Source organism: Bradyrhizobium sp. UFLA05-153, assembly GCF_054185185.1.
The window spans coordinates 1-13,268 of the sequence record NZ_JBBIAM010000183.1; the positions used below are offsets into that span (position 1 = coordinate 1).

Annotated in this window: 13 protein-coding genes and 1 pseudogene; 4 read left to right on the forward strand and 10 right to left on the reverse strand. The window is 59.2% G+C overall.

Going from position 1 to position 13,268, the window contains the following annotated elements; genetic code table 11:
• Nucleotides 1–80 precede the first annotated feature (80 nt).
• The 3 genes and pseudogenes from Q2941_RS47765 to dinB form a co-directional block, all read left to right on the forward strand.
• A pseudogene (locus Q2941_RS47765) lies at nucleotides 81–257 on the forward strand (SOS response-associated peptidase); the annotation flags it as partial.
• 125 nt (nucleotides 258–382) lie between these two features.
• The gene (locus Q2941_RS47770) at nucleotides 383–649 is read left to right on the forward strand and encodes a hypothetical protein (protein WP_458196974.1); all 267 of its coding nucleotides are present in this window, start codon (nucleotides 383–385) and stop codon (nucleotides 647–649) included.
• Between the two features lie 48 nt (nucleotides 650–697).
• Entirely contained in the window at nucleotides 698–1,801 is a 1,104-nt protein-coding gene (gene dinB, locus Q2941_RS47775) for a DNA polymerase IV (RefSeq protein ID WP_458196975.1), read from the forward strand.
• Between the two features lie 6 nt (nucleotides 1,802–1,807).
• On the opposite strand, the gene Q2941_RS47780 is transcribed toward dinB, so the two are convergent.
• From Q2941_RS47780 to Q2941_RS47810, 7 genes are all read right to left on the reverse strand, one after another.
• The gene (locus tag Q2941_RS47780) at nucleotides 1,808–2,425 is read right to left on the reverse strand and encodes a cell envelope biogenesis protein TolA (RefSeq protein ID WP_458196977.1); all 618 of its coding nucleotides are present in this window, start codon (nucleotides 2,423–2,425) and stop codon (nucleotides 1,808–1,810) included.
• A 17-nt stretch (nucleotides 2,426–2,442) separates the two neighbouring features.
• A complete protein-coding gene (locus Q2941_RS47785; RefSeq protein ID WP_458196978.1) occupies nucleotides 2,443–3,348 on the reverse strand; it encodes a ribonuclease Z in 906 nt (301 codons plus the stop codon).
• Nucleotides 3,349–3,356: 8 nt separating this feature from the next.
• Entirely contained in the window at nucleotides 3,357–4,286 is a 930-nt protein-coding gene (ku, locus tag Q2941_RS47790) for a non-homologous end joining protein Ku (protein ID WP_458196980.1), read from the reverse strand.
• 199 nt (nucleotides 4,287–4,485) lie between these two features.
• Complete coding sequence (locus Q2941_RS47795) at nucleotides 4,486–5,430, reverse strand: plasmid partitioning protein RepB C-terminal domain-containing protein (protein ID WP_458196981.1); 945 nt, start codon at nucleotides 5,428–5,430, stop codon at nucleotides 4,486–4,488.
• 38 nt (nucleotides 5,431–5,468) lie between these two features.
• Nucleotides 5,469–6,326, reverse strand: coding sequence for a ParB/RepB/Spo0J family partition protein (locus Q2941_RS47800; protein ID WP_458196982.1), 858 nt, complete (start codon nucleotides 6,324–6,326; stop codon nucleotides 5,469–5,471).
• Entirely contained in the window at nucleotides 6,323–7,474 is a 1,152-nt protein-coding gene (locus tag Q2941_RS47805; RefSeq protein ID WP_458196983.1) for a recombinase family protein, read from the reverse strand. Before Q2941_RS47805 ends, Q2941_RS47800 begins: the two co-directional genes overlap by 4 nt.
• The gene (locus tag Q2941_RS47810) at nucleotides 7,471–7,887 is read right to left on the reverse strand and encodes a recombinase family protein (RefSeq protein WP_458196984.1); all 417 of its coding nucleotides are present in this window, start codon (nucleotides 7,885–7,887) and stop codon (nucleotides 7,471–7,473) included. Before Q2941_RS47810 ends, Q2941_RS47805 begins: the two co-directional genes overlap by 4 nt.
• 216 nt (nucleotides 7,888–8,103) lie before the next feature.
• Between Q2941_RS47810 and Q2941_RS47815 the strand changes: the two genes are divergently transcribed.
• Nucleotides 8,104–8,403 (forward strand): phospholipase effector Tle1 domain-containing protein, encoded by a 300-nt coding sequence (locus Q2941_RS47815; protein ID WP_458196985.1) that lies wholly within the window; start codon nucleotides 8,104–8,106, stop codon nucleotides 8,401–8,403.
• A gap of 648 nt (nucleotides 8,404–9,051) precedes the next feature.
• On the opposite strand, the gene Q2941_RS47820 is transcribed toward Q2941_RS47815, so the two are convergent.
• The 3 genes from Q2941_RS47820 to Q2941_RS47830 form a co-directional block, all read right to left on the reverse strand.
• Nucleotides 9,052–10,269 carry a hypothetical protein gene (locus tag Q2941_RS47820; protein WP_458196986.1) on the reverse strand — a complete coding sequence of 406 codons (1,218 nt, stop codon included), beginning with the start codon at nucleotides 10,267–10,269 and terminating at the stop codon, nucleotides 9,052–9,054.
• Between the two features lie 149 nt (nucleotides 10,270–10,418).
• Nucleotides 10,419–10,907: a peptidoglycan-binding domain-containing protein gene (locus tag Q2941_RS47825; protein WP_458196987.1), complete on the reverse strand. Its 489-nt coding sequence runs from the start codon at nucleotides 10,905–10,907 to the stop codon at nucleotides 10,419–10,421.
• 208 nt (nucleotides 10,908–11,115) lie between these two features.
• Complete coding sequence (locus Q2941_RS47830) at nucleotides 11,116–13,026, reverse strand: S9 family peptidase (RefSeq protein WP_458196988.1); 1,911 nt, start codon at nucleotides 13,024–13,026, stop codon at nucleotides 11,116–11,118.
• Between the last annotated feature and the right edge of the window lie 242 nt (nucleotides 13,027–13,268).

The window sequence follows — 13,268 nt, forward strand, 5'->3', positions numbered from 1 at the left end:
CCGAACCTGATCACGATCACTGGAATCCGTGATCACCATCGTCTGGAACACCTGATCACCATCCCTGGAATGCGCACGAAGAGGTCAAACGGGTCCACCCGAAGGCAATGCCGGCCATTTTGACGACGGCCGAGGAGTACGATACCTGGCTGCGCGCCCCCTGGGACGAGGCCAAGGTGCTGCAGCATCCCCTTCCAGATGGGATGTTGAAAATCGTCGCAAGCGGCGAGAAAGAAGACCCCGCACTGGCGGCGTAGCATGTGCACAAGGCGGCGGAACAGGTGGAAAAGCCGCAGCCACCACGATTGCGAATCCCTGCCATGTGCTAACCGCCCGGAACAGATACGAGGTGGGCGGATTCGTCCCGGCAGGAACGATTTCGATGCTGATGACGAAAGAACGACGGTCGGCGATCCGGACGTTGCGCGGCTGGGCGATTTCCGCGCTTCAGGAAGCGGGCGCCATCCGCGAGTGCGAGGCACATGGCTGGATGCAGGACCGCGCCGATCCGCATGCCCGCGAGCGTGCGTTCCAGATCGCTCGGACGGATCCGCCGCCCGGGGTCTCGTCGCAAGCGGCCGCCCAAGCGATCGACGAGGTGCTCGACTCGATCGGCGACACCTGCCCTGAATGCTCGTCGGAAGATTGAGGCTGACTTCGCCGCGACTTGGCTTGCGGATCCCTGTACAATCCGCGCATGGTCTCTCCCGATCCGGAACATGGCATCTCGACCGCGCTCCATCGCAAGATCATCCATATCGACATGGACGCTTTCTACGCGTCTGTCGAGCAGCGGGATAACTCCGACCTGCGCGGGAAGCCGGTCGCGGTAGGTGGTTCGGCAGAGAGGGGCGTCGTCGCCGCCGCGAGCTACGAAGCCCGCAACTTCGGCGTTCGCTCCGCCATGGCCTCGGTCACCGCGAAGCGGCAGTGTCCCGACCTGATCTTCGTCAAGCCGCGGTTCGAGGTCTACAAGGCGATCAGCCGGCAGATCCGCGAGATCTTCGCCGAGCACACGCCGATCATCGAGCCACTATCGCTCGATGAAGCCTACCTGGACGTCACCGAGAATTTGCAGGGCATCCCGCTGGCCAGAGACGTTGCGCTACGGATCCGCGAGAAGATCAAGGCTGAGACAGGCCTGAACGCCTCGGCAGGCATCTCCTACAACAAGTTTTTGGCGAAGCTCGCCTCCGATCATCGCAAACCGAACGGTCAGTATGTCATCTCACCGGAGATGGGACCGGCCTTTGTCGAGACGCTGCCCGTCGAGAAGTTTCACGGCATCGGGCCGGCGACCGCCGCCAAATTCAACGCCTTCGGAATCTGGACCGGCCTCGACATCCGCAACCAGACCCTCGCCTTCCTCCAGGAGAACTTCGGCAAGTCCGGAACCTACTATTACTGGATCTCGCGTGGCGTCGACGAACGGCCTGTTCGAGCGAACCGGATCCGAAAGTCGGTTGGCGCCGAAAATACATTCTCGATCGATCTAACCGAATTCGAAGCCATGGTGGCAGAGCTCGAACCGTTGATCGACAAGGTCTGGGGGCACTGCGAGTCGGCAGGCGCTAAGGGACGAACGGTGACGCTCAAAGTGAAGTTCGCAGACTTCGAGATCATCACGCGCAGCCGATCCGTGTCTTCGGCTATCGCGAACCGCCATGAGCTCGCACATCTGGCGATTGGCCTGCTGCAGGACAACATGCCCCTTCCAAAGGCGGTGCGCCTATTGGGGGTGTCGCTGTCTTCTCTGCAAGACGAAATCGACACAGAGCCGCAACTGGATTTCGGGATTTGAACAGGACTATCCTCGCGCCCGTCGCAGCGCGGTTACTAATCGTTCCCGCTCCTTCTCCCAACGCGCTTGTTCGGCCCGCGACTTTTCCTCGACAGCCTCAAGCTCGGCCCGAATATCCGCGGCTTTTTCTTCGTGTTTCTGGCGTGCGGCGTCCAGCGCACTTTGCGCCTTGTCGATGGCGTGCTGCCGCCGCTCGCGCTCCCTCTGTTGGGCGGCTAGTTCCTTCGCACGCTCACGCTCGCGGCGCTCCGTCTGCTTCTCAAACGCAAGCGCGGCCTCCTGGTCCGCCACTCTGACGTGGTTCGGCTTCAGGTGCTTCCGTGGCCCGCGGGTCTGCGACTTTCGACCCGACTTCTTCGAACTATCGTCTCCGGCGAGATCGGTAGGCAGCTCGGCTTTCTCTTTGAAAGCCCCGCTTGACCCGACTGGGCGCTTCAGAACAACGCCCGGTGCCGCCATCGTCGCCGCAATGACGTCTGGATCGTCGGTCTGCTTCGCCGCGCCCTGATGGAAAAGATTGCTGTCCGCGCCCCAGGCTGCCAGAGCAGCCTTCATCGACGGCGCCGCGATTGCCAGATCGAAGAAGCCCAACGACGTTTGGTAAGTCTTTAGCTTCCTCGCCATGCCCGCTCTCCGACCGGTTAGATCACGATGCGATCCAAATCGATTGCAACCCGGCTGTTCGGAAACCTCTCCGTCGCCTCCGCTAGTATTTCCTGATCGGTGTATCGGCCGGAAATATGAGTCAGAACCAGCAATTTGACATCGCTCGCGGCCGCCAGGGCGGCCGCTTCACTCGCAGTGAGATGTCCATAGTCACGAGCTGTGGCCGCGTCGCGGCCCAGAAACGTAGCTTCGATCACCAAGACGTCGGCGTCGCGAACCGCTTCGCTCAATCCCTCCGTGGTTTCGGCATCGCCCACGATCACTAGCTTCTTTCGCCCCTCCGGCGGCCCAAGGACGTCTTCGGGATCGATTGTCCTGCCGTCCGCGAGCATCACTCGCTTTCCTTCGGCCAGTTCCTTGCGCACTGGACCGTCTGGCACTCCCAGGGCCGCAAGCCGGTCCGTCCGAAGATGGCGGCGGACTGGGCTTTCGAAGGAGAAGCCAAAGCTGTCGGTGTCGCGATGCCGGACGGGAAAGCAGCCGATCGTGAACTCGCCAGCGTCGAGGACGCGACCTTCCGTCAACGGCACCAGCTCAAGCGGAATCGGCGCCCGCCCCTCTCCCCACAGGCCCGCGAGCATCCTGACGACGACTTCGAGGGTGCCGGGGCTACCGTGAATCGTCATCAGGTCATCACTTCGCCGAAGCCGCAGAGTCGAAAACAGTCCGGGAATGCCGAGAACATGGTCGAAGTGACCGTGGGTCAGCAAAATCCGGTCGAGCCGCCGGAAGCCAGCGCGACTGCGCAGCAACTGGCGTTGCGTACCCTCCCCGCAATCCACGAGGACGCGATGGCTCCCCGCCTCGACGAGAAGTGCGGGGTGGCTCCGTTCGGCCGACGGAACGCTCGCCGACGTCCCGAGAAAGGTGAGGGCGAACATCGATGGCGTCAGGCCGATTTCCGCTGTGACCTGGACGCCGGCTTCTTCGTCGCCGTCTCCTTCGCCTGCTTCTTGCCGGCGATCGGCATCAGCATCTCCTTCTGCCCGGCTGACGCCTTTCGCAGCTTTTTCGCCGCCTTCTTCGGTACCGGGGCCTCGGCCGCAGCGCCGCCAACGCTCCGACGGAGCGCTTCCATCAGGTCGACGACGTTTTCGCCCTGCGGCCGCTCCTTGGCCCTGATCGGCTTGCCAGCGCGCTTCTCGTTGATGAGCTCGATCAGGGCAGCTTCATAGTGATCTTCGAACTTCTCTGGCTCGAACGATCCGGACTTCTGATTGACGATGTGCCTGGCGAGATCGAGCATGTCCTTCGTGACTTTGACGTCCTGGATCTCGTCGAAATATTCGTTTTCGGAGCGGACTTCGTATGGGTAACGAAGCAGCGTGCCGACCAGCCCCCTGTCGAGCGGCTCAAGCGCTATGATATGCTCGCGGTTGGTCAGCACGACGCGGCCGATCGCGACCTTGTTCATTTCGCGGATGGTCTCGCGGATCACGGCAAATGCATCGTGCCCGACCTTGCCATCGGGGCGAAGGTAATACGGTCGGATAAGGTAGCGCGGATCAATCTCCGACTTTTCGACGAACTCGTCGATATCGATGGTGCGCGTCGATTCGAGTGCCAGCTCGTCAAGCTCCTCCTTGGAGACCTCGATGAAGGTTTCCTTGTCGAGCATGTAGCCTTTGACAATATCTTCGTTGGGCACCTCGTCGCCGGTGTCGGCGTCAACCTTCAGGTATTTGATGCGGTGGCCCGTTTGTCGATTGAGTTGGTTGAACGAGATCTTTTCGCTCTCAGACGTGGCTGGATACAGCGCGACCGGGCAGGTGACGAGCGACAGACGCAGAAAACCCTTCCAATTGGCGCGCGGGGCCATACGCAAAACTCCAGATACATAGAGACGGCACGGACTCAAGACGAACGAGGCGGCGCAGTTCCGACAGTGCCCCCTGCTCTTTTCTTATTCATCCGCAATTGGACACACCGCGCCAGCGAAATCCGCAGTGCTCGTGGAATGTTACCGCGAACAAAATGGGAACGCAGACTTTGCGGAGACGCCTGTTGAATGCGTGCAGTTACTGCAGCACCCGCGGCAATGAGACTGAGACGTTGGCGAGCCGTCTAGATCGCGTCCGTGTCTTCCGGGGCCCTTTCCTGCGGGAAGATGTCTCTTTCGAAGGCTCGGCCAAGGTTGCCGATAGGATGGACCTGAACTCCTTGGCCATCTCCGGATGATTATCGTCGAGATATCGAGCGATGGTCTGCCTGCCGAGCAGTTCTGAGACGTAGCGAGCGGCAATCGCCAAATCGAGCATGTCCCGTCCGTAGGATGCTTCCACGACGGCGGCCTTCTGTTGCACTTCTTTGAGCCCTCGCTCCATAAGGGCAAGATCCGCCGCGGTCACCACGGCTGGAACGCCGCGCTTCTGGGGTTGTAAACGCCCATCATCGGAGGTGGCTGCGAGCAGGGCTCTTGCGTAGGACGAAGAGTAATTCGAGGCGGCGACCATCAATTCGCAGGCTTCGATTTGGCGTGGCGCTCGCATTTTGCGTAAGCTGTCGAACGTCACCGGATTGACCGGCTTATCCCGCAACAGATGAATGGCCTGCAGGCAGATTCCCCGCAGTATCTTCCGGCGGCGCTTGATCTGCTCGATCTTGACGTTCAAGGCCCTCGCGATCCTTTCTTCGGACACGCCGCGCTCGATGGCGCGCAGGATCATGAAATGCTCCTGCACGATCGCCAGCCGGATCGCTTTCTTGTTGTAGGTATAGGCTTCGTCGTCGAGGGCGAGCAGGCATTCGATCTCGGTCTCGCCCTTCGCGAGCAAAATGTCTCTCTTCAGGGCTCCATCCAGCAGGAGATACCGGCCGCGCTGGTCCGGCTTGTGAAAGACGACAGGCGGTTCGATGACGCCGACTTCGTCAATCGACGCGGCGATCACCTTGTATTTGTGGGAACGCCGGATGCGGTCGGTTATCTGCCTGAGCGGTAGCAAAGATTTGAGCGGCAGAACCACCAGTTCGGGCTCAAATGCCAGACGGACGGGACTCTTCGTCATGGAACGCCCGCCGATATCCGGCGCAGAACCGGGAGGGGCAGCTTGTCGAGCCCTTCCTCGCGCAAGAGCGACGTAAACATGCGCTCGCTCATTAAGGCCTTGAGCGCGTTGATGACGAAGACAAGACGCGCATGCGTTAGATCAGCCTTCTTCGCCACGAGCTGCTGTCGCTCTGTTTCCTGTCGGTAGGCACGGACCAGCGAGGCAGCATTGATCTTTTCGTCGGCGAATTGGGCCTTCATGGATTTTCGATGGCGCTGCTCAACGAGCTTGCGCATCTTCTCGATCTGATTGCTGGTATGCTTCTTGTTCACAAAGGCTTCCAGCAGTGCTCCTTGCAGTTTGGGGGTCTTGGCTCTTGCGATCTCCACGGCGAGAGTCGGCGGTACGATGCCGCGCTCGACCGCACCGATCAATCGGTCTTCACCGTGCTTGATCAGATAGGCTATTGCCCGTGCGAAATCCTGCGTGACACCGAGCTTTGCTGCGATGTCCGGAGCCTTGTAGGATTTGGCGAGACGGCCGATGTCGCTGACAAGTTCAATCGGAGAGTGCCGCCGCCGAGCAATGTTCTCGACCAGGCTCATCAGGATGCAGTCCTCAGTGGACGCTTCAACCAGGATAGCCGGAATGTCGGCTTGTCCGAGTACTGAAAACGCCTCCATCCGCCTCTCGCCGCACACCAGCTCGTATCCGTTGGCCGTTTTCCCCTTGCTTGCGGTAATCGGTCGTTTCAGACCGACCGTCCCGATGCTTCTGACCATCTCCTTGAAACGGGAGCGGCTCCGCGCACGCGGATTGAGCACCTTGATCGCCGCGATAGGGATGGATTCGATCTTGCGACGTCGCTTCATGCTGCTTTCCTCTCGTCAACGCCAGCGCATAGGCGGCAGAACGCATCCAGACTTTCGTGGCGGCAGGCATGAGCGAAGATCGGACTCGAGATGCGCAGGATTCTCCCCTTCACCTGAGCAAGATCGTATGTCGGAAGCAGGTAGCAGCAGGCGATCGTGTCATTGGACGCATCCATTCGGACGATCAGCGTGAGCTCGGCGTTCGCTCGTCGATTGGCATAGATCGTCCAGCGTACGCGCTTCGCGCCGCTGGTAACCGCACGAGCCGAGCCAATGGCTATACCGCAGCCATCGTCGAGGCGAAGGATTCCGGATTTTGGTTCGTGGGTGGCCGCACCGCCGAGACCGTTGATCTTGGCGACAATCTCGTCAGCCATTGCAATCATGCGCGCGCGGAACCTTGCGGTCGTCACGGCGCGGCGCTGATAGGGCTCGGGCTGATAGCCGGCCAAGGCGTAAGCCGCGACCAGAGTCCCAAAGCGGCGCCGATAGCTTTCGGCCGACAAAATCCCGTCGGCAGCAGCGATAATCGCCGTCGACAGGTGGCCCTTTTCGCGTCCCAGCGCCGCAAGGCGGTCGATGGCTTCCTGGTCACTGCGCCGCTCACGGTGTGCGCGCATGACCTCCTGCGCCTTGTTGAACAACTCAACTGGAATGACGGCGGGAAATGCATCGTCGTATCGAATCCACATCTCCCGGGGATTTTCGATGCGCCGCTGCTTCAGCTTGAAAGAAGCCCGGTTGAAGATAAGGCTTCCCGTGTAGGCCTCATTGGCAAGGATCTTCCCGACTGTTTCGCCGCTCCAGCGGTGGCCGCGCGAGGTGCGGATATGCTCGGCGTTCAGCTCGGACGCGATATCGCCGAGATACTTTCCTTCGAAGGCAACAGCGTTGAACATCCGCCTGACGGCTTCTACCTCGCTGTCTGGTCCGTGAACGATCTTGATCCGATCCGTCTGGAGATACTTCTGCTGTCCGTATTCGAGCGTCTGCCTTACGGCTCCATTCTCCTCGATGAGCTGCCGTCGCAGCCCGTAACCCGGCATCCCCCCGCGCCAGAAACCCATGCGGGTGATGCGCGACTGGCCAAGAAATACCTTCTTGGAAAGCTGGCGGCTGAAATCAGCTGCGCTGACGCGCTTATTCACCTTGAGAATGATGGACGCCAGGCTGCCGTCATTCTCGAATTCATCCGCACAGTAGTGGACCGAGATGCCGGCCCTTTTGCAGATGAACTCATAGAAGGCGCTTTCATCGGCATCCTGAAAGCGGCCCCAGCGGCTGACATCATAGACAGGATCCAGTCATAATCTGCGCGACCGCTTTCGACGTCAGCAATCAGGGATTTGAGCCCATCGCGCCAGTCGATCGACAGACCGCTCAGGCCCTCGTCGGAGTAAGTTCTGACAATCGATAGATTGCGGCTCTTGGCATAAGAGGCGATCACCTCGGATTGGTTCTCGGTCGAATATTTCTGCTGATCCGTCGACATGCGCACATACTGCGCGGCCCGATTGGACGGCGCGGCAGGTCCGGAGGCAATCGTCCGCTCACTAAGCATGACGCCCCACCCTGGGACGGCCAGGCCAAGGGACTGACCTGAAAGCGTCAGGATAAGGGGCAAAACCAAGCGAGACGTTTATGGAATACCGGCGACTTGACGCTCAGATGACTCAAATACGCGAGAGATGCGTGGATAGCCGGCTGCTTCACATCCCGGCCGCCACAATCTGTGGTACAGACCGGCAAATAGCGCACTTTGGGGGAACAGTGTGCAATGCCGAAGAATATAGTGATCTTTTCCGATGGCACGGGTCAGGCTGGCGGCATCAATTTCGATGAAGCACGGACCAACGTCTACAAGCTCTACCGAGCCTGCCGCGTCGGTCCGGATACCAAGATAGAGCCATCCGAGCTGGTGGCCTTCTACGATCCCGGCCTCGGCTCGGCAGTGGATGGCGGCCATTTCAAGGTCGGCTGGATGCGGTGGATCTACAACGGTCTCAGCATGGCGACCGGGCTTGGTATCACCAAGAACATCGTCGATTGCTACGCTAGCGATCATCAGCCTCTATGAGGAGGGCGATCGCATATTCCTGATCGGCTTCAGCCGGGGCGCCTGCCGACCATGCCGCTTCCAGACCGCGAACAGGTCGTCGACGTACATCTCCCTCAGCGCGTCGCGCGGCGCCCGACCAGGACCACCAGCCCAACGCTTCAGGTAACGGCCGCGTGCATCGCGCAAGGCAACCGGACGCTCGGGTGTTGACAGCGTTCCGGTGCTGTCACTCTGTGCCGCAGCGGAATCGGACCCAATACGCCGCCTGATCCGTGCTCGGGCCGCGACTGCCAGTGCTTGCGCAATCTTCACGTGACGACCTCAACCGCATCTTGTCACTAATTCGGGCTAAGTACCAAAACCCATTTTGGAGTCGATCTTTTAGCACTTTCAAACGCTTGGGACCAAGCACCAACCTTTTCACTTACCTCTACGCCTGCTCCGCGACGCGCATCGGGGTGCAAGCCACGGAGCGCGAGAGACGGTCCAGGATGTCACGCAAAAATCCGTCGACGCACCATCCTCTATAAGAGAATGCGCCGTCGACGAATTTAGCGTGACACTTCCATCGGTCGACTTCACGGGTATCGACCTCAAGAAGTTCGGTATCGTCGCGATCCGCGTCATGCGCGGACGTGACACTGTGGCCGCGTGGAGCGCGCCGCCCTAAGCGGGCGCGCGTGCGTCCAACGGAGGGAGCGGTTCCGGGGCGGAGGGGTCCACAGGGATGGGGGGTATGAACACAAACCGGTAACTCAGCGTGGTGATGTTGGTAGCGTCACCTGTCTCACTCGCATAGGCAAGGACGACTCGACCGTCGGGGAGCGTGGCGACGCTTAACTGGAACAATCCTTGGTCGCCCGGCCTTGCAATATGAACTTGCGTGCCGACCGGGTTGAGACCGCTGCTCTGGAGCTGGTATCGCTGCAGAAACAAGTCCATGTTTGGGGATCCATCCTGCTCGTGACCGGACCCGGCTGTCCAAACGAGAAGGAAACCGCCGTCATTTAACGCAACGACCTTGGGCAAAAAGGCGCCGGATGACTTTGGGACGATATTTACGGGTTTGTTCGGATCGATCACACCTTCCTGCGATACGCGGCTGAATGCGACGCCTTGCCACTGTTGCCAAGCGACCACGAATGAACCGTCCTTAAGAACCGCAACTGCCGGAAAGGCTGGGTTTGTGGGACTACCCGAGGTAAAATCCAGCTCGCCGGCGACGTCGGTCTCATCTGGTCGGTAGATATGCGCTCGGATATTGCGCTGCGCTGTCGTCCCGTTGAAATTCTCATACGCGACGACAACGTTGCCATTGTGAAGCCCGGCTACCGCGGCGTTTTGCTGTGTCTCGCCGGAATGAGGACCGACGAAGATTTGATTGCTTGCGGGATTCCCCAGCTGATCGACGAAGCGCAGAACTGTATAGGCGGGGAAGTCGTTGCCGAAATTCTGGGGAATTTGGAACACGATCGCTCCACCGCCGCCCGTCCTCGACGTGACGCCCTGCAGGAGCTCGTTGAACGCCGATTTCTCTATTGTTACGGCACCGCCGCTGGTGGTGAAGTTAGTATCGACGAGGTGCCAAAGCACATCAACGTCGTGGAAACCAAATTGCTCTTGATACGTTACAACCACGTGCCCGTCGGTCTGGCGGAACAATCGCGGGCTGGTCAATTGTTTCGGATCATTGGCGGACAACACTGATAGGAAGTTGCCGCCGACAAAGCTGCCACTCGCATCGAGCAGTCGGGCGAAGATGTTTGTTCCATCCTCCCAGGCGAGAACGAAGTGGTTGTTGGGAAGCGCCAGCACCTGCGGTGCTTTCGCGAAGATATCGGACGAAAAGGTGACTTCAGGTCCCAGTACCGGTGTCGGCTTCATTGGTTCGCTCCGTTGATAGCCAAAAAGTGCTATCAAAGCGGTAGACTACCGTTGTGACATAGCTCACTGACGCGGTGTGATCGGTGTGCGTACGAACCGCCGCGCGGCAATGGCGCGGCGTGTTTCCAACTATCTTGAGGCTGGACGAGTCACCTGCGGAATAGTCCGGCCACGCCCCCCACTACGCTGTGCACCGCGCCGCCGATCGCGCCGATTGGACCGCCGACACCACGCGAATAGCGAGCACGGCTCCCAGCGCGACGACGGTCTTGATGCTCAGATTTGCCAGCCTCCGTCGCGGCGTCCATTAGTACCTTGTGCTGGGCGGCGTTGAGGAAGCCAGTCGTTGGATAGCTGTGCTCCTCCTGCCAGCGCGCGATGACGGCGCGAGTCGATTCGTCGAACTTCCCATTGACCTTGGTGTCGAACCCGAGCCTTGTTAGCCCACGTTGCACTTCACGACGCTTTGCCTTGGTTAGGCCGATCTGATCCTCGGTCTCCTGAGTCGCTTCGTCGGTAGCGATCGCCGTATCGGCGGGTGCCAACGTTTCGCGGGGCATGCTGCTTAGACCAGCCTTAGCAACGTGCGCGCTGTCGACGATCGCTAGGATGGACAATGCTAGGATCAAGGCGCGCATGGCCTTTCCTCGCCCTCAAGCCTGCCGATGATTCAGTTTAGAAAATAAAGATACACCGCGCCGCCCTGAACTATCAACATCCGGCGGCGTCACTCGGCTTCGTCGCGGGGTGACTGTTGTCCGTGGCACACAGTTCCCTAGCCTCGCTTACGCCGCATTGCACGCGGGGGCATGGGATCGGTAACCCTGCACGATCGTATACGAGACATCACGAAGTAAGCGGGGCCCGTGTCAGGTTCATGGAATAGAACAAGAGCTCCGCTTCAAGCGCCTGGCGAAGATGTGCGGACTGACGAAATCCGTGCTTCTCGTCCTGGAATATAAGAAGACAGGTCGGGACGTTTCGTCGTTGAAGCGCGGAGTACATGCTTTGGGCCTGATTGATCGGCACGACAGGATCGTCCTTACCGTGAAGAAATATCACTGGGGCGGAGAGCCTGTCGGCGAAATTGATCGGTGAACGGTCGTGGTAAAGTGCGCTGTTGGACATAAATGGCTCAATGAGCCAGTCGGTGTAGTGTAACTCGAACTTATGCGTCTCGGTCGCGAGTGCAATCAGATCACTGATTCCGTAGTAGCTCGCACCGGCGGCAAACTCGGTATGAAAGGTGAGCCCGCACAGCGTCGTGTAGCCGCCAGCGCTGCCGCCCCTGACCGCTAACCTTCGGTCGTCGACATCGCCACGAGCGGCAAGGAATTTCGCGCCTGAAATGCAATCTGCGACGTCAATGACACCCCATTGGCCGTAAAGCCTTTCCCGGTATTTCCTTCCATACCCAGTGCTTCCGCGATAGTTCACATCAAGGACACCGAATCCCCGACTGGTCCAGAATTGTACCGAAAGATCGAGCGCCGAATCGGTCGCGGTGGTTGGCCCGCCGTGGCTTTTCACGAGCAACGGAGGCCTTTCCGAGGCTAGCGCCCGCCAGTCTGGATTGTAGGGAGGATAATAGAAGGCATGGGAAATTTCGCCATCGCCTGTTCGAAATTCGATCGATTGCGGCGTCGAAAAGTAGTTCTGGAAATCTTGCAAGCTGGCTGATGAGACCAAGAGCTTGATCGGCGAAACCGCTCCCGTGTTCACATCGACGGTCGCGATTGCCGGCGGCGATGTCATGGTGGCATAACGGATCACTATTGTCGTTGCCGTCGCGTGCACACCCGACAAGGAGGAAAATTCCATCGGATAGTCGTGAGCGATCAATGTCGGCAGTTCTAGTCGGCCCAGTCGCCATCTACCGTTTTGGACAAACGAGTAGATCAGAATCTCGGGTGACATAAACGCGTAGGTCGAGAGGCCGAGCAGCCACTGAGGGACACCGAATTCCGCGTCTCGAGCCAAGATGTGCTCCACGCCGGAGGCGTTCCAACGGTACAGGTTCCAGAAATCTGTGCGGTCGGAAATGAAGTAGAGTCTCCCGTCCGGCGACCATTGTGGCTGAAATATCGATTCGGAACCGCCCTGGACAATTTGTTTGTCTGTCAGCGTGCCTGCCTGATCGAGACCTGCGAGATTCAGATTAGTGGAAGTCCACGGCATGTTTGGATGTTGCCAGCTTAGCCACGCAAGTTTTGATCCATCGACGTTGAGCGTCGGCGAGGAGTAGAAGTCACATCCGCTGTCGAGCGTTGCTTCACGGCCCGTCGCGATGTCGATGGCGACCAGCGTATGGATCGCTTTAATGATGTCACCGTTCGGGCGTTCCTCTTTGATCGCGATTAGCCGATTTCGAGCGGCGTCGACGCAAATGTCTGCAAACAAGCAATTCGCACTCGACGTGATTTTCGTCGGAACGCTGCCCGCAACCTGCTGGTAGATTTGATTGTCGCCGAAATTGACGAAATACATGACGTCGTTGCTGACGGCGTAGGCGCCTCCACCGTAGCTATACACCTGCGATCTCACGCTGAAGGGGGAGGACGTAACGTCTCTGATCGTGCCGTCGGCGGCTCTGACCACGACAATGTTGCGGCCCTTCTCTAGGGGTCTTCCCTCGATCCAGTAGATATTGTCGCCGTCAATCCGCGGCTCTGAGAGTGATCCGGTTTCGGCGACAGCCACGCCGGCTGTGATGGGGGAGGTCCACGATCCGAAACTACTGATCTGCTGACCCACCATGAAGCTTCTCCGTCGCCGTTGGGTTCACGAACGCCATTAACGGTCACTCACTGGAAGTCAAATGAACCCCCGTAAGTGTCGCAAACCAGCCTGTGCCTACCGTAAATCACATCCGGCCATATTGATGGTGCAGTCCGCCTAGGATCGGTCGGCATACGATATTCTCGACTCGCTCAACACCGCGAGGAACCGGGGCATCCTTGTTCAATGACAAATGAGTGCGCGTGGCGTTGTAGTAATCT